Annotated in this window: 21 protein-coding genes and 1 other RNA gene; 7 read left to right on the forward strand and 15 right to left on the reverse strand. The window is 68.6% G+C overall.

Going from position 1 to position 21558, the window contains the following annotated elements; translation table 11 throughout:
- Positions 1-20: 20 nt before the first annotated feature.
- Complete coding sequence (locus EO170_RS11715; RefSeq protein WP_126945068.1) at positions 21-803, forward strand: SDR family oxidoreductase; 783 nt, start codon at positions 21-23, stop codon at positions 801-803.
- A gap of 265 nt (positions 804-1068) precedes the next feature.
- Positions 1069-1953, forward strand: coding sequence for a malonyl-ACP O-methyltransferase BioC (bioC, locus tag EO170_RS11720; protein WP_047124575.1), 885 nt, complete (start codon positions 1069-1071; stop codon positions 1951-1953).
- 170 nt (positions 1954-2123) lie between these two features.
- Here bioC and EO170_RS11725 read toward each other — a convergent pair.
- A non-coding RNA gene (locus EO170_RS11725) (sX9 sRNA) lies at positions 2124-2199 on the reverse strand.
- Positions 2200-2293: 94 nt separating this feature from the next.
- Between EO170_RS11725 and lpxO the strand changes: the two genes are divergently transcribed.
- Entirely contained in the window at positions 2294-3199 is a 906-nt protein-coding gene (lpxO, locus tag EO170_RS11730; protein ID WP_016903250.1) for a lipid A hydroxylase LpxO, read from the forward strand.
- A 269-nt stretch (positions 3200-3468) separates the two neighbouring features.
- Here lpxO and EO170_RS11735 read toward each other — a convergent pair whose 3' ends face one another.
- The 3 genes from EO170_RS11735 to EO170_RS11745 all read right to left on the reverse strand — a co-directional run bounded on the left by EO170_RS11735 (position 3469) and on the right by EO170_RS11745 (position 5530).
- On the reverse strand, positions 3469-3888 hold the full coding sequence (locus tag EO170_RS11735; protein WP_115675733.1) for a nuclear transport factor 2 family protein: 420 nt from the start codon (positions 3886-3888) through the stop codon (positions 3469-3471).
- An 80-nt stretch (positions 3889-3968) separates the two neighbouring features.
- Positions 3969-4586, reverse strand: a complete 618-nt coding sequence (locus EO170_RS11740) for a YdcF family protein (protein ID WP_104649188.1) — start codon at positions 4584-4586, stop codon at positions 3969-3971.
- On the reverse strand, positions 4571-5530 hold the full coding sequence (locus EO170_RS11745; protein ID WP_104649102.1) for a pyridoxal-phosphate dependent enzyme: 960 nt from the start codon (positions 5528-5530) through the stop codon (positions 4571-4573). Before EO170_RS11745 ends, EO170_RS11740 begins: the two co-directional genes overlap by 16 nt.
- 157 nt (positions 5531-5687) lie before the next feature.
- Between EO170_RS11745 and EO170_RS11750 the strand changes: the two genes are divergently transcribed.
- From EO170_RS11750 to EO170_RS11760, 3 genes are all read left to right on the forward strand, one after another.
- Positions 5688-6167 (forward strand): hypothetical protein, encoded by a 480-nt coding sequence (locus EO170_RS11750; RefSeq protein WP_047124571.1) that lies wholly within the window; start codon positions 5688-5690, stop codon positions 6165-6167.
- A gap of 578 nt (positions 6168-6745) precedes the next feature.
- On the forward strand, positions 6746-8650 hold the full coding sequence (gene mnmG / locus EO170_RS11755; protein WP_126945071.1) for a tRNA uridine-5-carboxymethylaminomethyl(34) synthesis enzyme MnmG: 1905 nt from the start codon (positions 6746-6748) through the stop codon (positions 8648-8650).
- A gap of 281 nt (positions 8651-8931) precedes the next feature.
- Positions 8932-9579 carry a DUF2490 domain-containing protein gene (locus tag EO170_RS11760; protein ID WP_164740191.1) on the forward strand — a complete coding sequence of 216 codons (648 nt, stop codon included), beginning with the start codon at positions 8932-8934 and terminating at the stop codon, positions 9577-9579.
- Between the two features lie 131 nt (positions 9580-9710).
- Here EO170_RS11760 and EO170_RS11765 read toward each other — a convergent pair whose 3' ends face one another.
- The gene (locus tag EO170_RS11765; protein WP_126945075.1) at positions 9711-10679 is read right to left on the reverse strand and encodes an alpha/beta hydrolase; all 969 of its coding nucleotides are present in this window, start codon (positions 10677-10679) and stop codon (positions 9711-9713) included.
- Positions 10680-11002: 323 nt separating this feature from the next.
- Positions 11003-11863 carry a PA4780 family RIO1-like protein kinase gene (locus EO170_RS11770; protein ID WP_115675730.1) on the reverse strand — a complete coding sequence of 287 codons (861 nt, stop codon included), beginning with the start codon at positions 11861-11863 and terminating at the stop codon, positions 11003-11005.
- 147 nt (positions 11864-12010) lie between these two features.
- Between EO170_RS11770 and EO170_RS11775 the strand changes: the two genes are divergently transcribed.
- Complete coding sequence (locus EO170_RS11775) at positions 12011-12868, forward strand: IclR family transcriptional regulator C-terminal domain-containing protein (RefSeq protein ID WP_115675729.1); 858 nt, start codon at positions 12011-12013, stop codon at positions 12866-12868.
- A gap of 16 nt (positions 12869-12884) precedes the next feature.
- Here EO170_RS11775 and EO170_RS11780 read toward each other — a convergent pair whose 3' ends face one another.
- The 9 genes from EO170_RS11780 to EO170_RS11825 all read right to left on the reverse strand — a co-directional run bounded on the left by EO170_RS11780 (position 12885) and on the right by EO170_RS11825 (position 21477).
- On the reverse strand, positions 12885-13811 hold the full coding sequence (locus EO170_RS11780; RefSeq protein WP_164741014.1) for an alpha/beta fold hydrolase: 927 nt from the start codon (positions 13809-13811) through the stop codon (positions 12885-12887).
- A 266-nt stretch (positions 13812-14077) separates the two neighbouring features.
- Complete coding sequence (gene pcaC, locus EO170_RS11785) at positions 14078-14482, reverse strand: 4-carboxymuconolactone decarboxylase (RefSeq protein WP_104583844.1); 405 nt, start codon at positions 14480-14482, stop codon at positions 14078-14080.
- A gap of 282 nt (positions 14483-14764) precedes the next feature.
- Positions 14765-15553 carry a 3-oxoadipate enol-lactonase gene (gene pcaD, locus EO170_RS11795; protein WP_126945081.1) on the reverse strand — a complete coding sequence of 263 codons (789 nt, stop codon included), beginning with the start codon at positions 15551-15553 and terminating at the stop codon, positions 14765-14767.
- Positions 15554-15563: 10 nt separating this feature from the next.
- A complete protein-coding gene (locus EO170_RS11800; protein ID WP_206514011.1) occupies positions 15564-16946 on the reverse strand; it encodes a 3-carboxy-cis,cis-muconate cycloisomerase in 1383 nt (460 codons plus the stop codon).
- Between the two features lie 300 nt (positions 16947-17246).
- Complete coding sequence (pcaG, locus tag EO170_RS11805; RefSeq protein ID WP_126945087.1) at positions 17247-17810, reverse strand: protocatechuate 3,4-dioxygenase subunit alpha; 564 nt, start codon at positions 17808-17810, stop codon at positions 17247-17249.
- Positions 17811-17814: 4 nt separating this feature from the next.
- On the reverse strand, positions 17815-18543 hold the full coding sequence (gene pcaH, locus EO170_RS11810) for a protocatechuate 3,4-dioxygenase subunit beta (protein ID WP_126941557.1): 729 nt from the start codon (positions 18541-18543) through the stop codon (positions 17815-17817).
- Positions 18544-18623: 80 nt separating this feature from the next.
- Complete coding sequence (pcaF, locus tag EO170_RS11815; protein WP_126945090.1) at positions 18624-19832, reverse strand: 3-oxoadipyl-CoA thiolase; 1209 nt, start codon at positions 19830-19832, stop codon at positions 18624-18626.
- Positions 19829-20617 (reverse strand): CoA-transferase subunit beta, encoded by a 789-nt coding sequence (locus EO170_RS11820; RefSeq protein ID WP_115675723.1) that lies wholly within the window; start codon positions 20615-20617, stop codon positions 19829-19831. Before EO170_RS11820 ends, pcaF begins: the two co-directional genes overlap by 4 nt.
- Positions 20614-21477 (reverse strand): CoA-transferase, encoded by an 864-nt coding sequence (locus EO170_RS11825; protein ID WP_126945093.1) that lies wholly within the window; start codon positions 21475-21477, stop codon positions 20614-20616. The genes EO170_RS11820 and EO170_RS11825 overlap by 4 nt, the downstream gene beginning before the upstream one ends.
- Between the last annotated feature and the right edge of the window lie 81 nt (positions 21478-21558).

The raw sequence follows: 21558 nt of genomic DNA on the forward strand, positions 1-21558 counted from the left end.
CGCTGATCGAGGACACACGCATGGATCTGGGAATCGCCGGGCGCTGGGCATTGGTATGCGCCGCCAGCAAGGGCCTGGGATTGGGCTGCGCACGCGCGCTGGCCAGCGAAGGCGTCAACGTGGTGATCGTCGCGCGCGGCCGCAATGCCCTGGAGCAGTCCGCCGATGCGCTGCGCGCACTGCCGGGCGCCGGCGAAGTGCGCAGCGTGGCGGCCGATATCGCCACCCCCCAGGGACGCAGCGATGCCCTCGCCGCCTGCCCGCAGGTGGATATCCTCATCAACAACGCCGGTGGCCCGCCGCCCGGCGATTTTCGCCAGTGGGAACGCGACGACTGGCTGCGCGCACTGGATGCCAACATGCTGGCGCCGATCGAGTTGATCCGCGCCAGCGTCGATGCGATGCGCGCACGGCGCTTCGGCCGCATCGTCAACATCACCTCCAGTGCGGTGAAGGCGCCGATCGACATCCTGGGCCTGTCCAATGGCGCGCGCGCCGGCCTTACCGGCTTCGTCGCCGGGCTGGCGCGCAGCACGGTCGCCGACAACGTCACCATCAACAATCTATTGCCCGGCCAGTTCGCCACCGACCGCCTGCGCGGCAACTTCGCGGCGATCGCCCAACAGCAAGGCCTCGGCGCCGAAGAGGTTGCCGAGCGCAAGCGTGTGGGTATTCCGGCCGCACGCTTCGGCGAGCCGGACGAATTCGGCGCGGCCTGCGCGTTCCTGTGCAGCGCGCAGGCCGGCTACATCACCGGGCAGAACCTGCTGATCGACGGCGGCAGCTATCCCGGCACGTTCTAGGACGCGCCGGCCATGCCGATGGGTGTGGCCAATGCGGTGGCCGACGCGCCCTAGGCGGACGTTGCGGGCCGATGGTTGTGGCAACTGCGGCGGACGTTCCGGTTGCCTCCGGCCACGACGCGCGCGTCGAGACACCTTGCCGGTCCATTGCGGTCGCCATGCTGTCGCTGGCGGACCGACCGCTTGCACTGCTCCGGGCCGATTGCCTGTCCGCGCCACACATCGATTCCCTCCGCCCCGGCCACAGGCGACAATAGCGCCGCTCATGAACAGTACTTTCGACCCCCGCCACGTCCGGCGCGCCTTTGCGCGTGCCGCCAGCAGCTATGCCGCCGCCGCCGCGCTACAGCGCGAAGCCGAAGCGCGCCTGCTCGAATCGCTCGACTACCTGGGCGACCAGGTGCCCAAGGTGGTGCTGGATGTCGGCGCCGGCCCCGGCCATGCCAGCGCCGCGATCAAGAAGCGCTGGCCCAAGGCGCAGGTGATCGCGCTGGACCAGGCCATGCCGATGCTGCGCCAGGCGCGCAAGGCGGCGGGCTGGTGGAAGCCGTTCGCGCAGGTCTGCGCCGATGCGCGCGCCTTGCCGGTGGCCGACGGCAGCGTGGATGTGATCTTCAGCAACCTGTGCCTGCAGTGGGTGGAAGACCTGCCGGCAGTATTCGCCGGTTTCCGCCGCGCGCTGCGGCCGGGCGGCTTGTTGCTGTGCTCCACCTTCGGCCCGGAGACGCTGATCGAATTGCGCGAGGCCTTCGCCCAGGCCGACCCGGCCCCGCATGTCAGCCGCTTCCCGCCGATCGCCCAGTTCGGCGATGCCTTGCTGATGTCCGGCTTCCGCGACCCGGTGCTGGACCGCGACCTGTTCACGCTGACCTACAGCGACCTGCCCGCGCTGATGCGCGAGCTGCGCGCGATGGGCGCCACCAACGCGCTCAGCAATCGCCGCGCCACCCTGACCGGGCGCGGCCGCTTCGCCGCCGCCAGCGCCGCCTACGAGCCCCTGCGGCGGCCGGACGGCACCTTGCCCAGCTCCTGGGAAGTGATCTATGCCCATGCCTGGGCGCCGGCACCGGGCGCGCCCATCCGCGAACAGGGGCATGACGTCGCCAGCGTGCCGGTGGCCTCGATTCCGATCCGCCGCCGCATCGACTAGCGGCGGTGCAGATCGCCGGCAGCACCGCAGCCGCTGCCGGCGAGACACACAGTTTTGCGACCACACCAATGCCGACCTGTCAGGCTCGGTCCCGACACCCGGTAGAATTCAGCAGTCAACGGCCGCAGGTTCCTGTTGCGGCTCACCTTGTTCAATGCCTCAACCAGCGTGGCTCGCACTACGTCGCAAGCGATCGCCAGGTGGCTGCAGACGGCGCGCAGGGACCGCCGTGTACGCGTGATACATGCAGTTCCGAGCACCGCCAGCGCCCGCCCGGCCGTTTGTCGTTTTGATCGCCGCGCTGATGTTTGCGGCCCCCGCCCCCCAATTGGTCTTCCCAATGTTGAAGTGGCTCATCATCGCGCTGTTCATCGCATCGGCGCTGTACATCCATTACCGCGGTCGCGTGCGGCACCGGCTCAGCCGGCAGCTGCTGGACCATTCCACCTTCATGGCGCCGATCAACACGCTGATGTATCTGTGTTCGCGGGTGCCGACCACACCGTTCATCGATCCCGGCAAGGAATTCCCGGAACTGGCGCCGCTGCGCGCCAACTGGCCGCTGATCCGCGATGAAGCGGTGGCGCTGCAGCAGATGCAGAAGATCCGCGCCGCCGACGGCTATACCGACATCGGCTTCAACTCGTTCTTCCGCCGCGGCTGGAAGCGCTTCTATCTGAAGTGGTACGGCACCGCGCACCCGTCGGCGTCCGAGCTGTGCCCGCAGACCACCGCGCTGCTGAAGTCCATCCCCACGGTCAAGGCCGCGATGTTCGCCGAGTTGCCGCCGGGCAGCGAACTGCGCCCGCACCGCGACCCGTTCGCCGGGTCCATGCGCCTGCACCTGGGCCTGGCCACGCCCAACGACGACCGCTGCTTCATCGACGTCGACGGGCAGCGCCACAGCTGGCGCGATGGCGAATGGACGATGTTCGACGAGACCTACATCCACTACGCGCGCAACGACACCGACCAGGACCGCATCATCCTGTTCTGCGACATCGAGCGCCCAATGCGCTGGCGCTGGGCCGCGGCGGTGAACCGCTTCGTCGGCCGCAGCCTGCTCTCGGCCGGTGCCTCGCCCAACCAGGAAGGCGACAAGACCGGCGGCATCAACCGCGTGTTCCGCTACTTCTATGCCGCGCGGCTGAAGGCCAAGGCGCTGAAGGAACGCAACAACCCGCTGTACCAGACGCTCAAGTGGGGCATCTTCATCCTGGTGGTGGTCGGGATCGTGCTGCTGTAACCCGGACCACGCGCAGGAGCGCGCTTACGCGCGATGGGGCGTTACCGGTAACGCCCATCGCGCCCGGGTGCGCTCCTGCGCAGGTCTGGCTGCCCATGCCGATCGGTCCAGGCAGGGTATGCACCGCGCCCTGCCGCAACGCCGGAGTCATGCCACAACACCGGACCCACCACGTAGGAGCGCACCCGGGCGCGATGAGGCGTTACCGCAATGCCTGGTCGCGCCCGGATGCGCTCCTACGCAGGGCTGGCCCGCGCCGATCGATGCACTCAGCGCGCCACCTGCGCGATCCATTCCTGCAGGTTGTAGTAGTTGGTGACGCGGGTGATCCTGCCGTCGTGCACAGTGAAGAATGCACCGCCCGGCAGCACGTAGGTCTGCCCGTTGGCCTCCGGCAGGCCTTCGTCGGTGGTGTGGTAGACCCCGTGCACCACGTACTCGGCACCGACCCGCGTGCCATCCTCGTTGGCGGTGACCACGACATCGCGCAGCTGCTCGCGGTAGCTGTCGTTCATGCGTTGCAGGAAGGCGGCAAATGCCGCCCGGCCGATCTCGCGCGGGCCCTGATTGAGGTCGTGCGCGACATCGTCGGCCAGGAACGCCAGCATGGCATCCCAATCGCCGCGGTTGAAGGCGTCGTAATAGGCCTGGACCAGGCCGATGGCGTGTTGCCGATTGCGCTCGCTCATGCTCGCACCTGCCGCTGGGAAAGTCGCATCATAGAGCGCGTGCTGCGCTTGGACACGCCTGCCATGCAGCACACCCGGCATCAGGCGCCCTGCACCACCAGATCGCGGTGGAAGTAATAGACCTCCTGCAGCAGGAAGCGCCAGCTGGTGTGGAAGCTGCGAAAGCGCGTGCTGGGCGTGGAGGAGGCCAGCGCGTCCACCCCCAGCTCCTGGCTCAACCGCAGCGCGCGCGCCATGTGCAAGGGGTCGCTGACGATGATCGCCCGGTGCATGCCGTGACGGTCCATCAGCGCGCGCGCCTGTTGCAGGTTCTGCCGGGTGGTGCGCGAGACCGTCTCGATCACGATCGCTTCCGGCGGGACGCCGTGGCGTAGCGCATAGCGCCGCGCCACCTGCGATTCGGCAAAGCGCGCGCCGTTGCCGAAGCCGCCGGTGAACAGCAGCCGCGGCGCGTAGCCCTGCGTGTACAGGTCCAGCGCATGCCGGATGCGCTCCTCGAACACCGGCGAGGGGCGCGCGTCGTAGGCGGCCGCACCCAGCACGATGATCACGTCGGCCGGCGCGGCCTGGTCGCGATCGCCGACCCAGACGATCCAGCCGGCCACGCCCACCAGCCAGATCAGCGCCAGCATGCACAGGCGCCAGCACCAGCCCCACAGACCGATCCCACGCGAGCGCCTGCTCACGCCGCGGCCCAGGGCAGCGCGTCCAGGTCGACATTGCCGCCGGACAGGATCAGCCCGACCCGCCGCCCGGCAAAGCGTGCCGGGTCGGCCAGCACCGCCGCCAGCGCAATCGCCGAGGACGGCTCCACGACCTGTTTGAGGACCTGCCAGATCAGCCGCATCGCCTGCACCACCGCCGCATCGTCCACGGTGATCACCTGTGCGCCGGCGGCCTGCAACAGCGCGAAATTCGGCGCGCCCAGGGTGCCGCGCAGGCCGTCGCAGAGCGTGTCGGGCACGAAGTCGACCAGGCGCTCGCCAGCCGCCAGCGAGCGCGCGGTATCGGCCGCCCCGCTCGGCTCGGCCAGCACCAGCTTGCAGCCCGGCGCCGCTTGCAGCGCCAGCGCCGTGCCTGCCGCCAGCCCGCCGCCTCCGACCGGTGCCACCAGCACGTCCAGCCCGCCGCTCTGCCGCAGCAGCTCCAGCGCGGCGGTGCCCTGCCCGGCGATCACGGCCGGGTCGGTATACGGATGCACCAGCGTCGCGCCGCTGCCGGCCTGGACCTCGGCACACATCTGCTCACGCGCCGCGATGGTGGGCGCGCAACGCCACAGCGTGGCGCCGTGACGGGAAATATTGGCCAGCTTGGCGGCCACCGCGCCTTCGGGCACCACCACATGGCAGCCGATCCCGCGCGTGCGCGCGGCAAGCGCCAGTGCGGCGCCGTGATTGCCGGACGAATGGGTGACCACACCGCGTGCGGCAAGCCCGGCCGGCAATGACCACACCGCGTTGCAGGCACCACGGAACTTGAATGCGCCGCTGCGCTGCAGGTGTTCGGCCTTGAAGAACAGCTGCGCGCCGCAGAGGGCGTCCAGGCTGTGCGCGGTCAGCAGCGGTGTCGGCGCGCACTGCGGCGCGATGCGCGCAGCGGCTTGCAGGACGTCGGAATGGGCAGGAGGGACCGTCTCGATCATGCCTGCAAGATTAACGTATCGTCCCCGCCTTCACGGCTGCAGGCGCACTGCCCGCGCATGCTGGATCGATGAAGAAGCGCCACATTGCGGCACAGTTAAGGACCGATTCAAAGCATCGGCTCGAAAGTGACACCATGGTTGCAGGAGGGCACCATCGATGAAATTCCGTCTGATCTTCGCCGCCGGGCTGTTGGCCCTGGGCGGCTGCGCAACGTACGACTACACCGGCGCTGGGTCGGGCGGCTATTACCGCGGCGCGCCCGCGGTGCAGTACCGCTACCCGCCGGGGTACTCACCGTATTCCTACGGCAGCCCGTACGGCTACCCCTATGGTGCCGGGTCGATCGGGCTGTACGACTACCCGGTGTATCCGGTCTACCGCGGCGGTGGCGGCTATTACTACCGCCAGAACGATCGACGCCCGCAGTACCGGCCGCCGCGTCCGAATGGCTCGTTCTACGGCCCGCGTCCGAACGGCCCCCGCCCCAACGGGCCGCGCCCGCAGCAACCCAACCGCCCCCCGGCGACCGGTGCGCCGCCGTCGCGGCCGCCGCCACGCATCGGTGCACCACCGCGGGTGATCCGTGAGATTCAACGGCAGACCGCACCCCGCAACACACGCCAGCAGATTCCCTGAGTGGCTGACTGCGACGTGGCCCACAAATGATGATGTTGGGGGCTTGCGTTCAGCCGGCACTTGGTCGCAAGCTAGGTGCTCTGTGTGACCCGCCACGTCATTTTTTGACCTGACTCGCTTCACTGACCGACTTATGTCGATGTCCGACAGGGAAATCTGGATCCCCCCTGTTCCGGCCCTGTCGGATATCGGCGCCTCCAATGCATAAAGCCCCGGCATGCCGGGGCTTTATGTTTTTGTCTTCCGCTCTGCCGTACCTGTGGGCATCCCAACCCGGAAGGCGGGCTTGCGGCCGGCATGGATTCCGGAAAAAAAATAAGGGTCGGCAGTCCCCCGACTACCGACCCTTACGCGACCCCGTCGCACGCGTGGCTGGCCCCTGTTCCAATTCCAGCCTTGCGCCCATGTCGCAATGCCACGACGGGTGCAGTAGGGATATCCGCACGGAACATGCCAACTTGAGGGTCAGCATTCGATAATGTGATGTAAGTCACACTTCTACTGGTTTCGTGACCTCAACCGCCCTTCAGCCGATACTTTCGCGGCCGCCAACCTTCTTCTGCTCCTGGTCCACGCTCATGTCCGACTCCTTCTATCGCTACGACGTCATCGTGATCGGCGGCGGCCATGCCGGCACCGAGGCGGCGCTGGCGTCCGCGCGCGCCGGTGCCCGCACCTTGCTGCTGACCCACAACATCGAGACGGTGGGCGCGATGAGCTGCAACCCGGCCATCGGCGGGATCGGCAAGGGCCATCTGGTCAAGGAGATCGACGCGCTGGGCGGGGCGATGGCACGCGCGGCGGATCAGGCCGGCATCCAGTGGCGCACCCTCAATGCCTCCAAGGGGCCGGCGGTGCGCGCAACCCGCTGCCAGGCCGACCGCAACCTCTACCGCAATGCGATCCGCCGCATCGTCGAGACGCAGTCCAACCTGACCGTGTTCCAGGCAGCGGTGGACGATCTGATCATCCACCACGGCGCCGCCGAAGCCGACAGCGTGCGCGGCGTGGTCACCCAGACCGGGCTGCGTTTCGAAGCGCCGGCAGTGGTGCTGACCGCCGGCACCTTCCTGGCCGGCAAGATCCATGTCGGCGAAACCCAGTACGCGGCCGGGCGCATGGGCGACCCGCCGGCCACCACGCTGGCCGCGCGTCTGCGCGAGCGGCCGTTTGCGATCGACCGGCTCAAGACCGGCACCCCGCCGCGCATCGACGGGCGCACGCTCGACTACGGCGTGATGGCCGAACAACCCGGCGACGATCCCCTGCCGGTGATGTCGTTCATGGGCCAGCTCGGCGATCACCCGCGCCAGGTCAGCTGCTGGATCACCCAGACCACCGAGCAGACCCACGACATCATCCGCAGCGCGCTGCATCGCTCGCCGCTGTATTCGGGGCAGATCGAAGGCATCGGCCCGCGTTACTGCCCGTCGATCGAAGACAAGGTGGTGCGCTTTGCCGAGAAGACCAGCCACCAGATCTTCGTCGAGCCCGAAGGCCTGGACGTGGCCGAGATCTATCCCAACGGCATCTCCACCTCGCTGCCGTTCGACGTGCAGCTGGCGCTGGTGCGCTCGATCCACGGGTTTGCGCAGGCGCACATCACCCGCCCCGGCTATGCGATCGAATACGACTTCTTCGACCCGCGCGGGCTCAAGGCCTCGCTGGAAACCAAGGCAGTGGGCGGGTTGTTCTTCGCCGGCCAGATCAACGGCACCACCGGCTACGAGGAGGCCGCCGCCCAGGGCCTGCTCGCCGGCCTCAATGCCGCGCGCCATGTACAGGGATTACCGGCGTGGTCGCCGCGCCGCGACGAGGCCTACCTGGGCGTACTGGTGGACGATCTGATCACCCACGGCACCACCGAGCCGTATCGCATGTTCACCAGCCGCGCCGAATACCGGCTGCAGCTGCGCGAGGACAATGCCGATGCGCGCCTGACCGGCGTCGGCCGTGCCATGGGCCTGGTCGACGATGCGCGCTGGGCGCGGTTTGCGGCCAAGCAGGAGGCGGTGCAGCGCGAAAGCGCGCGCCTGTCGCTGCTGTGGGCGACCCCGGGCAATGCGCTGGGCCGCGAAGTGGCCCAGACCCTGGGCGTGGCAGTGAGCCGCGAAACCAACGTGCTGGACCTGATCAAGCGCCCCGAACTCAACTACGCCACGCTGATGCGCGTGCCGACCCTGGGGCCGGGCGTGGACGATGCGCAGGTGGCCGAGCAGGTGGAGATCAGCGTCAAGTACGCCGGCTACCTGGATCGCCAACGCGACGACATCGCGCGCCAGCAACGCCACGAAACCACGCCGATTCCGGAAGGATTCGATTATGCCGGCGTGCGTGGCTTGTCGATCGAAGTGCAGCAGAAACTCGAACGCGTGCGCCCGCAGAACATCGGCCAGGCGCAACGCATTCCCGGCATGACACCAGCGGCGATCTCGCTGCTGCTGGTGCATCTGGAACGGGCGCGCCGCAGCCAGGTGGCGTGAGTGCCCGCCGATGCGCTGACACGTTGATGTCGGCGGCCTGATCGCCCCATCGCTTTACACGCTGAAAATGCGTGGATGCTTGTCAACCGATGTCATGGCGCGACTCCATGTCGCCGCATGCGAAGCAATGCGCCGGTATCGCACGGGCGATGCCGGGAAGCTTGATGGAGGTCGCGACCGAGTTGGTATGCTCCGGCACCACTGACGACGTCCTGACCATGAACCCACTGCGCGCGCTGCTGTCGGCAACCTACCGAATCGCCTGCCCCGCCCTGCTGCTGATGCTGGGCGGCACCTCGCAAGCGGCCGCGCAGACCGAGGAAGACGGGCGTTACTGGCTGAGCGTGTATGCCCAGGGCAAGCTGCCGGTCGAGAACCTGTACTGGAGCATGGACGTGCATCCGCGCTGGCGCGAAGAGGGCGAGCAGTTCGACCAGTTGATCCTGCGCCCCGCGGTGTTTTACCGGTTCACTCCCAAGGCCAGTGTCTGGATGGGTTACGACACCATCATCAGCCACCCGGCCGGGCAATCCTCCAACCGCGAAAATCGCTGGTGGGGCCAGTTTCAATATCAGTTCGATCCGATTGCCAACATCACCATCACCAGCCGCACCCGCCTGGAGCAGCGTCACCGCGAAGGATTCAGCGACGAAGGGTATCGGGTGCGCCAGATGATCAGAGCGGTCCGGCCCAGTGCGTTGTCTGCACAACTGTCGTGGGTGGCGTTCAACGAACTGTTCGTCAATCTCGACCAGACCGAATGGGGTGCGCGACGCGGCCTGGACCAGAACCGCGTCTTCGTCGGCATCAACTGGAAGTTCAACGACGTTGCCAATGTCGATGTCGGCTATCTGAACCAGTTCGTCAATACCAGCACGGTGGACCGCGAAAACCATGTGCTGATGACCACATTCCGCTTCAATTTCTGAAGCGTGATGGGCGGCCGCAAGGATTGCGCAACCACCGGCTCGGACGGGGCTTCCCGACGCCGGTGACCTGCATGCGCGAGTGGCTGCAGTGCCGCGGCAGCGCGCGCATGCACGCCTGCCGCATGCATGCCTTACGCCGCCCTGCACTCGACGGCAGGCAGCAAGCGCTGGCGCAGTAGCAGTGCCGCCATCTCCAGCGTTTCGTCGGCGGCGCGCAGGACCCCGCCCATATTGATGAAGCCGTGGATCATGCCGGGAAAGCTGTGCAGGGTGACTTCCACGCCGGCTGCGCGCAGACGTTCGGCATAGCCGCGTCCTTCGTCGTAGAGCATGTCGCGGTCGCCCACGATGACCAGTGCGGGCGCAACGCCGGCCACCTCCGGCACCAGCATCGGCGAGACACGCCAGTCCTGTGCAATGGCGGGATCGGGCAACAGATGCCGATTGAAGAAGCGCACCGCCTCGGTGGTCAGTGGCGGCAGGCCGGCATTGTGCGATCGCGACGGATACTGCCCGTTGTCCTCGCGCGCATCGGTCAGCGGATATACCAGCACCTGGCAGCGCAACGCGATCCCGGCGTCGCGCGCGGCCAGCGCCGCGACCGCGGCCATGGCCCCGCCGATACTGTCGCCAGCCACTGCCAGGCGCTGTGCATCGGCACCGACCGCATCGGGCTGGGCAACCAGCCAGTGCAGGGTCGCCAGCACGTCCTCCACACCCGCCGGCGCGGGATGTTCCGGCGCCAGGCGATAGTCGACCGCCAGCAGCTGGCAGCCGGCACGCGCCGCCAGTTGCCGGCAGACATCGTCATGGGAGTCCAGGTCGCCCACCACACCGCCGCCGCCGTGCACGAACAGGCAGGTCGGTGCGGGGCCGCCGGCTAGCCCTGGCGGGCGATACAGGCGCAGGCGCACCGGGCCGGCTGCGGTATCGGCCTGCAGATCGCGCACCTCGGCCATCTCCACACGTGGAAAACCCATCTGCACGCCGAGTGCACGCATCATTGCGCGAGCACCCTCGATTGGCAGGGTTTCCATCGGTGGTTGAGCGGCGTGTTGAAGCTGGGCAAACAGGCGCACGACATCGGGATCAAACGACATGACGGACTCTCCAGGAGACGATGGCTGAGCCTGCCAGATACTTATGATCAATCACCATCGACCGTCATCAATCATTTCAATGGCGTTGCCGACTATGCGCCGCAGCGCCGCAAGATCCGGTACTGCCGACGCATGCAGCCGCAGTGGCGGTGGCCAGCAAATGGTCGCCGCGATCGGGCGTCGCCGGTTTTTTGCTGCACTGCAACGCATCTACGCGCCTGCACCGGCGCGCACTTGTGCGATCTCCCTGCGCGCTGCATGCCGGCAGCGCTGTCGCTGTGCCGCCGCTGTCGCGCCGACGCGCGCGCCAGGGCAGCGGCAGTCTAGTCGTCGTCCTCGGCAGCGGCCTCGCGGCCCTGCTGACGGATGAGGTTTTCCTGGCGCGCGTCTTCGATCGAGGCGCGGATGGCACGCACGTCGGCCCGGCGGGTGTCGAACTTGAAGCGTCCGGTCAGCACGCTGTCCGGGCGCAACTCACCCTTTTCGAACAGCGCCCACATCTCTTCGCCGTAATGGGTTTCCAGCAGCTCCGGGGCGAAGCGGCCGAGGCAATCGCGCAGGTTGTGCACATCGCGCAGCAGCATGTCGCGGGCGGCGTTGTTGCCGGCGGCGCTGACCACCTGCGGGAAGTCGATCAACACCGGGCCCTCGGGCGAGACCAGCACGTTGTATTCGGACAGATCGCCGTGCACCAGGCCCAGCGACAGCATCTTGACCACGTCGCCGATCAGGCTGGCATGGAAGCTGCGCGCCTGTTCCGGTTCCAGGTCTACCTCGCCCAGCCGCGGTGCGCTGTGGCCGGCCTCGTCGGTGACCAGGTCCATCAGCAGCACGCCATGGAAATAGCCGCGCGGCCTGGGCACGTGCACGCTGGCATCCATCAGCTGATAGAGCACCTCGGCTTCGGTGTTCTTCCACGCGGTCTCGGCTTCGCGCCGGCCGAACTTGGTGGCCTTGCCCATCGCGCGCGCCTGGCGGCTGCCACGCACCTTGCGGCCTTCCTGGTACTGCACGCGCGCCTGGAAGCTGCGTTGCGCCATGTCCTTGTAGACCTTGGCGCACAGGATGTCGGCGCCTGTGCTGACCACGTAGACGGATGCTTCCTTGCCGCTCTTCAGTGGTCGCAACACTTCGTCGATGATGCCGTCGTCGATCAGCGGTTGCAGGCCCTTGGGGGTTTTCATGGACTAAGGGGACCGATCCGAAACAAACCAGCAACGATTATGCGGCAACCAGGGTGAAGCGCTTACATGTCCGGGCACAAGCTGCGACCGGGCGCATGCATCGGCGTGAGCGCTTACCATGCATGGACCCCTCCAACCCGCGATCCGATGCCCGAGCCCGCCTCCAGCCGACGCAAACGCCCCACCGCCGTGGCCACCGGCGGTAGCGAACGCGGCCTGCCACACGAGTTGATGCAGCAGATCGCCGCGGCCCAGGGCGACCCGGACTTCATGACCTCGCTGGGCCGCGGGCTGGTGGTGCTGAGCGTGTTCGCCCAGCACGCGCGCGAGGTGACGATGTCGCAGATCAGCCTGGAGACCGGCATCTCGCGCGCGGCGGTGCGGCGGGTGCTGCACACCCTGGCCAGGCTGGGCTATGTCGGCGAGCAGGGCCGCGGCTACGTGCTGCTGCCACGCGTGCTGGGGATCGGCGGCGCCTATGCGGCGTCTTCGTCGATGACGGCGGCGGCGCAGCCGGTGCTGGACGGGCTGCGCGACCAGTTGCACGAATCCTGCTCGCTGGGCGTGCTGGACGGCGACGACCTGCTGTACGTGGCACGCGCAGAGACGGTGCGCATCATGTCGATCGGGCTGCGCCCGGGCACACGCCTGCCGGCCTATTGCACCTCGATGGGCCGCGTCCTGTTGGCCGCCCTGCCCGGCGACACCTTGCAGGCGTACCTGGAGCGCACCACGCTGCGCCCGCGCACCGACCGCACCGTGACCCAGGCATCGGCATTGCTGGAGGTGCTGGCACGTACGCGCCGCGAAGGCATGTGCCTGACCGACCAGGAACTGGAAATCGGCCTGCGCTCGATCGCGGTACCGGTGCGCAACCTGCGCGGCGAGGTGATCGCCGCGCTCAATATCGGCGCCCAGGCCGGGCGCGTGAGCCTGCAGACGATGCAGACGCTGCTGGAGCCGTTGAAGCAGGCCGCGCAGCGGCTGGGCGCGTTGTTGAGCTAGCGGGCTGCCGGCGCGCTCAGCGTGGCCGGCGCAGGAAACTCACCACCGCATCCACCCAGGCGGCGTGGGTGTCCTCGACATGTGCCACGTGATCGGCGTGCGGCAGCGTGACCCAGCTGCGGTCTTGGCTGCGCAGACGTGCGTACAGGTGCGCGTTGTCGGACTGGGTCGCGATGGGATCGTCGACGCCACGCAGCAGCAAGACCGGCAGCGTGGTCACCTGCTCCGGCTGGAAGGCGAACTGCTCCATGGCGCGCCAGTCGGTGCGCACCGGGTCGGCCGACACCGCCTGCGCCACATAGGCCGCACGCACGCCGGGCGGGGCGGCGTTGGCGGTGATGAAATCCTCGCCGGCCGCCGCGGCCGTGGTGCGCGCACGCACTGGCTGCGCAGGCGCCGGGGTGGCGTCGGGGGCTGCGTCGACATCGTCCGGGAAGCCGTACAGCACCAGCGCCGACACTGCCTGCGGGTGTTGCTGGCCGATCAGCAGCGCCACCCGCGCGCCATTGGAATAACCGAGCAACGCCGGCGCCGGCAGCTGCGGGTGCTGACGGGCCACCCAGGCCAGCACCGCACTGACATCGGCCACTGCGCGCGCGGGCGTGTTCCAGCCGCTGGGATCGCGCGCACTGCCGCCATAGCCGCGCAGGTCCACCGCGTAGGCGGCATAGCCGGCCTGCGCCAATGCCGCCAGCACCGAGCGCGCATCGCGCGGTTCGTCGGGAACCTGCAGGTCGAAATTGGGCAACGCACTCCAGGTGCGCCCATGCACCAGCAGGATCGTGCCGCGCGGCTGCGCCGGCACGCGCGACCACACCGCCAGCGTCTGGCCATCGTCGGTGCGCACCTGCGCCAGGCGGGTCCCGGGCCCGGGATGCGGTCGTGCCTGCAGCCCGGAGGCGGCGAGCAGCAGCAAGAGCAAGCAAACGGTACGCAGCAGCATCGGCAACCTCGTGGGGAATGTCCTGTGCGACCGGAAGCGGTTGTCCGTCGCCGCATGTCCATCATCCCGTCGTCGATGGGCGATGTCATCACCGGCCGGTGTGCTCACGGCGCCGCCAGCACGCAACCAGATGCATTGCGTCTGCATCCTTGCCGCCACCTGCGCTGCTGGCCTAGCAGCGGCACGCTATCCGAACCGATCGCGGTGCATCGCCGCCTGGCGCGCCAGCGACGCGTGCCTGCTGCACTCGCGCGTCGCCGTGGTTGTCAGCCTTCGCTTGCCGGCCCTGCGTCGCCCGCCTGCTCCTCGAGGATGGGCTTGGCCAGCGCAAAGGCATGGTTGGCGGCCGGCACGCCGCAATAGACCGCGGCCTGCAGCAACACTTCCTTGATCTGCTCGGGGGTGACGCCGTTGTTGCGCGCGGCGCGCACGTGCAGCTTGAATTCCTCGTCGTGGCCCAGCGCGACCATCATCGCCAGGGTCAGCAGCGAACGGGTGTGTGCGGGCAGGCCATCGCGGGTCCAGATGGTGCCCCAGGCATAGCGGGTGATCAGCGCCTGGAACTCGTCGGTGAACGCGGTGCGTGCGGCCAGCGAGCGCTCGACATGCGCATCGCCCAGGACGCGTCGGCGCTCGCGCAGACCTGCCTGGTAACGCTCGTCTTCGTGCATCGGAGTTCTCCTGCGTGGGAATGGGGAATGGGGAATGGGGAATGGGGATTCGGGATTCGGGATTCGGGATTCGGGAATGGTCGCTGCAGATCCGCAGCGGCGGCAGGTAGATGCTGACGTGTCAGGTGGCGTGGTGGCCGTCGACGTTGCCGACCTGGTGCGGTTGCCATGGGTCAGCTGGGCACAGATGCAAGCTACGACCGGGAATGCCGAGCGTCGCACCTGCCGGATCGGGGTGCCGGCTTCGCGCGTGGGGCAACTGCCGGGCTGGGCGTGCGAGGGTCACACGTGGTCGGCCTGCAGAAAGCCCAGCACGCTGTCGTTGAAGGCGGCCGGCGATTCGAGGTTGCAGATATGCCGGCCGGGCACCTGCGCGTAGTGGCCGCGTGGGGCGGCATAGGCGATCTCGCGCAGATCGGCCGGCGGACAGACCGGGTCGTCGTCGCCGGCCAGTGCGAGCAGTGGCAGTTCCAGGGTGTCGAGCGCGCCGCGGAAGTCGGCGTCGGCCACCGCCTGGCAACAGGCGATATAGCCCTGCGGCGAGGTCGACACGAAGGCGGCCACGATCATGTCCAGGCGCTGCGCATGGCGGGTGGCAAACGGCGGTGTGAACCAGCGCTGCAAGGTGGCATCGACCAGCCCCGGCAGGCCTTCGCTGCGCACCTGTTCGATCCGCGCGTTCCAGCTCTGACTGCTGCCGATCTTCTGCGCGGTGGCGCACACCACCAGCCGGCGCAGGCGCTGCGGCGCATGCAGGCCCAGCCATTGCCCGGTGAGTCCGCCGATCGACAGGCCGCAGAAGTCGCTCTGCGCGATCTGCAACGCATCCCACAGCGCCAGCACGTCCTGGCCCAGGTCGGCAACGCGGTACGGGCCGGGCGGCGTGTCCGAATCGCCATGGCCGCGGCGGTCATAGCGCAGGATGCGGTAATACGGCGCAAACGCGGCGATCTGCGCGTCCCACATGTGCAGGTCGGTGCCCAGGGAATTGCAGAAGGTCAGCCAGGGGCGGCCTTCGGTGCCGTCGAGACGGTAATGCAGGCAATGCGTGGGCAACTGGAGATAAGCCATCGGAGCACCGTCAGCGGGATGAGGAACCGGCCAGCACGCGATCGATCCAGACCGAGGACATGCCGCGCCAGCTGTCCACATCGAACACCGCCTGCAGTTGCGCCTGCGTGAGCACCGCGCCCACCTGCGCGTCGTCACCGAGCACCTCGCGCAGATGGCGCTGCTGCGCCTGTGCACGCGCCACCGCGCGCTCGACCAGCGCATGCGCCTGCGCCTTGCCGAGCCTTGGTGCCAGCGCGAACACCGCCGCCTCGGCATACAGCGCGCCGCCATGGCTGTGCAGGTGCGCGCGCATGGCGGCGCGATCCAGTTGCAGGTCGGCCAGGCAGGCCTGCATCTGCGCCAGGCTGCCGGCGGTCAGGCACACGATCTGCGGCAAGGTCTCCCATTCGGCATGCCATTGCCCGGCGGCGCGTTCGTGCGGCTGCGCCATCGCGCTGAACAGGGTCGCGACCAGGCCGGGCACGCGCGTGGCGGCGGCAACCGCGGCGACGCTGGAGACCGGGTTGCGCTTGTGCGGCATCGCCGAGGAGCCGCCCTTGCCGGCCGCGGCCGGCTCGAACACTTCACCGACTTCCGACTGCATCAGCAGCACCACGTCGCCACCGATCTTGCCCAGGGTGCCGGCCAGCAGACCGAACGCACAGCCAACCTCGACCAGGCGATCGCGGGCGGTATGCCACGGCAACGCGGGCAGCGGCAGCGCCAGCGTCGTTGCCAGCGCCTGGGCGACAGCGAGACCGCGCTCCTGCAACGACGCCAGCGTGCCGGCCGCACCGCCAAACTGCAGCACCAGGCCATCGTGCTGCAGGGCCTGCAGGCGGTGGTGCGCGCGCTGCAGCGCATCCAGCCAGCCGGCGACCTTGAGCCCGAGAGTGACCGGCACCGCCTGCTGCAACAAGGTACGACCAGGCAGGCCGGTGTTGCGTTCGCGTTCGGCCAGCGCAGCCAGCTCGGCGCACAGGCCTTGCAGGCGCGGCAGCAGCAGGTCGAGCGCGGCACGCAGCTGCAGCACGGTGCCGGTGTCGATGACGTCCTGGCTGGTGGCGCCCCAGTGCACCCAGCGCGCGGCCTGCGCATCGTGGGCGGCCACGCGCGCGGTCAGCGCCTTGACCAGCGGAATGGCGGGGTTGCCGGCAAGTGCGGTGGCCTGGGCCAGCGCGGCCAGATCGTAATGCTGCACGTCGCAGGCGGCCGCAATGGCCTGGGCGGCATCGGCGGGAATCACGTCGCATTGCGCCTGCGCGCGGGCGAGCGCGGATTCGAAATGCAGCATCGCCTGCACGCGCGCCGCATCGTCGAACAATGCGTCGCAGGCAGGTTCGCCAAACAGGGATCCCAGCAGGGAAGACGTCGCAGTCATGCATGGCCTCTGGTGGCGTGCCGGCAGCATGGCACCGATGCGCGGGAGTGCCAACTGGCGTGCGCGGGGGGGGCGTGGTGCAAACGCAGGTGTGCGTGGCGTGCACACGCGTTCGTCTGGCGTGGTCATGCGCGCGGCCTGCGTGTTTCGCCAATGCAACTGACGCTGCGGATAACGGCGCCGCGCGCCGGTCACGTACCGATCGCGACGGGTCATCGACGGCATCGCGCGTTGCCACCTGGTTGCTTGCCGCGCGGCGTCTGCACGCGGATGCAGGCGTCGTGCTCACGCGGACACATCGCAGCAGCCAACAGCGCGCCGACGATGCGATCAATAGTGGAAGAACACGGTTTCCGCATCGCCCTGCATATGAATGTCCCACACGTAGTCGCTGCCGCCACGCGACTGGGCCAGCAGCGTACCGCGACGTTCTGCCGGCACCAGGGCCAGGATGGGATCGCTGCCCAGCTGCGGGTCGTCGGCGAAGTACAGCCGCGTCGACACGCCGCGCAACAGGCCGCGCATGAACACCAGCACGGTCAGATGCGCGGCCTGCGCCACGCCGCCGGGGCCGGCGACCCGGCCCGGCTTGATGGTGCTGAAGGAAAAATGCCCCTGCGCATCGGTCGGCACGCGGCCCCAGCCATCGAAGCCGGGATCGTGCGCCTCGCAGCGTGCGTCGGCGGCATGCGCATAGATGCCGGCCGCATCGGCTTGCCACATTTCCAGCACCGCATCGGCCACCGGGCTGCCGGCGCCGTCGAAGACGCAACCGCTGACCCGCACCTGCGTGCCTGCGGCCTGCGCAGGCGCGAGCTGCTGGCGATACAGCGGCTCCAGCCCGAGCCGGTAATACGGGCCAACGGTTTGCGACGGGGTGGTGTGCAGGCTCATCGATTCACTCCCAGACCGTTTGCTTGCGGCCGCGCAACACGATGTCGAAGCGGTAGGCCAGCGCGTATTCGCTCACCGCGTTTTCCCAGTCGAAGCGGGACACCATGCGTTCGCGCGCCAGCGCATCGTCCACGCAGTTGTAGATCGGGTCGTGCGCCAGCAGCGGGTCGCCGGGGAAATACATCTGGGTGATCAGCCGCTGCCCGATGCCATCGCCATGCAGCGAAAAATGGATATGCGCCGGCCGCCAGGCGTTGTAGTGATTGCGCCACGGATACGCGCCCGGCTTGATGGTCTTGAATGCATAGCGGCCGTGGTCGTCGGTGAGCACCTGGCCGGTGCCGCGGAAGTTGGGGTCCAGCGGTGCGTCGTGCCGATCGCCGGCATGTTGATAGCGGCCAGCGGCATTGCATTGCCACACCTCGACCACGCTGTTGCGCACCGGCTTGCCGTTTTCGTCGAGCACGCGGCCGGACACGATGATGCGCTCGCCCAGCGGCTCGCCCGCAAAGCCGGCAGTGAGGTCGGCCGCATGCGCCCCCAGGGTGAGCCGATTCAACTGCGGGCCGGTGACTTCCGACAGCGTGGCCGGGATCTCGATTGGCGCGCGCGTAGGCCCGCGCAATGCGGTGGATGCGTAGGGCGGATGCAGATAGGCCGGCTGCGTGCCGATCCGCGGCCGGCGATAGCCAAGCAGCGGATCGATCAATGTGTCAGAGCTGGGGTCGCGCATGCGGGATCTCCATCGGTGGCGCTGCGGCAGGATCAAGACGTGGGTGTGCGGTCACGGCAGCGGCGGTTGCAATCGGCGCACTACACGCGCTCGATTGCCAGCGCCACGCCCTGCCCCACCCCGATGCACATGCTGGCCAGCCCGAGCCGCCCGTCGACCGCTTCCAGTTGTCGCAACAAGGTCAGTGCCAGCCGCGCGCCGCTCATGCCCAGGGGATGGCCCAGCGCGATGGCGCCGCCATTGGCGTTGACGTGCGCGGCATCGTCGGCCAGGCCGAACGCGCGCGTGCAGGCCAGCACCTGCGCGGCGAAGGCTTCGTTGAGTTCGATCGCATCGAACTGCGCAATGCCCAGGCCCAGGCGTGCCAGCAGGCGCTGCGTGGCCGGCACCGGGCCGATCCCCATGTAGGCCGGCTCCACACCCGCCGAGGCGAAGCCGAGCACGCGTGCGCGCGGGATCAGCCCATGCGCGTGCACGGCCTGCTCGGATGCCAGCAACATGGCGGCAGCGCCATCGTTGAGACCGGACGCATTGCCGGCCGTCACCGTGCCGGGCTGGCGGAACACCGGCTTGAGCTTGGCCAGCATCTCGGCGGTGGTGTTCGGGCGTGGATGCTCGTCGCGATCGACAGCGGTCGCCTCGCCCCCTTTGCGTGCGGTCACGGGCACCGGGGTGATCTCCCCCTCGAAAAATCCCGCTGCCTGTGCGGCGGCGGCGCGTTGCTGGCTACGCAGCGCGAACGCGTCCTGGTCTTCGCGCGCGATGGCGTGGCGCTGGGCGACGTTTTCGGCGGTTTCGCCCATCAGCTCCACGCCATAGGCGCCCTGCAGACGCGGATTGACAAACCGCCAGCCCATCGTGGTGTCTTCCAGCTGTTGGGTGCGGGCGAACGCGCTCTCGGCCTTGCCCATGACCCAGGGCGCGCGGGTCATCGACTCGACCCCGCCGGCGATCGCCAGCCCCAGTTCGCCGGCACGGATGCCGCGCGCCACCGTGCCGACCGCGTCCAGCCCGGAACCGCACAAGCGATTGAGCGTGCTGCCCGGCACCGAACTGGGCAAGCCCGCCAGCAGCAGGCTCATACGCGCGACATTGCGATTGTCTTCGCCTGCCTGGTTGGCGCAGCCCAGATACACGTCGTCGATCAGCGCCGGCTCCAGTTGCGGATTGCGTGCCATCAACGCGGCGATCGGGACCGCGCCCAGGTCGTCGGCGCGCACCCCGGCCAGTGCGCCGCCGTAGCGGCCGATCGGCGTGCGGATGCCATCGATCAGATAGACCGCGCTCATGCCTCGGCTCCGGCTGCCTGCTTGCCGTGCGCCGCGTCGGTGCGTGCCTGCAGCGCGCGCAGCGCCTGCAATTCCGCGGCACTGGGCGGCGTGGTCTGCGCCAGAGCGTCGGCAAAGCGGATCGGCCAGCCGGTGGCGGCGCGCACCTGCTCGCGGGTGCTGCCGGGATGCAGCGCGGTGACGGTGAGTTCGCGGGTCACGGGGTCGGGCTCCATCACGCACAGGTCGGTGACGACCACGCTGGGGCCGGCGCCGGGCAGGCCGGCACGCTGCCGCGCATCGCCACCGTCCAGATGCCCGACCGTGGTGACGAAGTCCAGCGCGGGTACGAAGCTGCGTGTGGATTGGCGCATGATGATGAACACCTGCTTGGCGCTGGCCGCGATCTCCGGTGCCCCGCCTGCGCCGGGCAGCCGCGTCCTGGGCGCCGCGTACGGGCCGATCACCGTGGTGTTGAGGTTGGCATGGCGATCGATCTGCGCCGCGCCCAGGAAGCCCACATCCACGCGGCCACCCTGCAGCCAGTAGCGGAAGATCTCCGGCGTGGAGACCACGGTATCGGCGGTGTCGGCCAGTTCGCCGTCGCCGATCGACAACGGCAGCACGTCCGGGCGCGCGCCGATCGGGCCGGATTCGTAGATCAGGGTGACATCCGGCGCATGCGTCAGCCGCGCCAGGTTGGCGGCGGTGGACGGCAGGCCGATGCCGACGAAGCACACCGCGCCATCGGGCAGGCGCCGCGCCGCCGCCACGGTCATCATCTCGTTGGTGCTGTAGTCGCTCATGCGGCCACCTGCAGCAGCGATTGCGCGTACACGCGCTGGAACGCTGCGAAATCGTCGGTGTCGAGAATGTGCGTCTGGATCCAGGCCTGGAAGCGTGCGCGGTCGCGCGCGATGGCATCCCAGGCCAGATAGAAGCGGTTGTCGCGGGCGTAATAGCCATGCGCGTACGAGGGCGCGGCGCCACCGGGCACGTGGCAGACCGCATCGACCACCCAGCGCGGCAGGATGCAGGCGTTGGGCGGCGCCTCCAGCGTGTCGACGATCTCCTCCACCGTGACGATCACCTTGCGCGCGGCCAGCGCGGCCTCTTTCTGCACGCCCAGGATGCCCCACAGCAGCACATTGCCGCGGCGGTCGGCCTGCTGCGCATGGATCACGGTGACATCGGGGTTGACCGCCGGCGTGGTGGCCAGCGTCTCGCCGGTGTAGGGGCATTGCAGGAACCTGATGCTGTCGTTGACGCGCGGCAGGTCCGAGCCGACGTACCCGCGCAGCACCGCGAACGGCAGGCCCGAGGCACCGGCCACGTAGGCATTGGCCATGTCGGCATGGCTGTGTTCGCGGATCTGCAGCGGCTGCGGCCAGCCGTGTTCGACCGCATCGCGCAACCGGTGCAGCGAGCCGACACCGGGATTGCCACCCCAGGAAAACCGCAATGCCGATGCGCAGCCGGCGCCGATCAACTGGTCGTAGATCAGGTCCGGGGTCATGCGCACCAGGTGCAGGTCGCGCTTGCGCTGGCGGATCACCTCGTGGCCGGCCGCATGCGGGATCAGATGGGTGAAGCCTTCCATCGCCACGCAGTCGCCATCGGCGATCAGCTGGGACACCGCTTCTGAAAGGGGGACGATCTGGGCCATTGCCTGGGTCCTGCGCAGCGAGCGTGCGGTCACGTTAGGCGCAGCTGCACAGCCCGGTCAATTCGATTATCGGTGTACCAA

It is taken from the genome of Xanthomonas sp. BRIP62409 (genome assembly GCF_003992965.1).
Classification (GTDB): Bacteria; Pseudomonadota; Gammaproteobacteria; order Xanthomonadales; family Xanthomonadaceae; genus Xanthomonas; species Xanthomonas euroxanthea.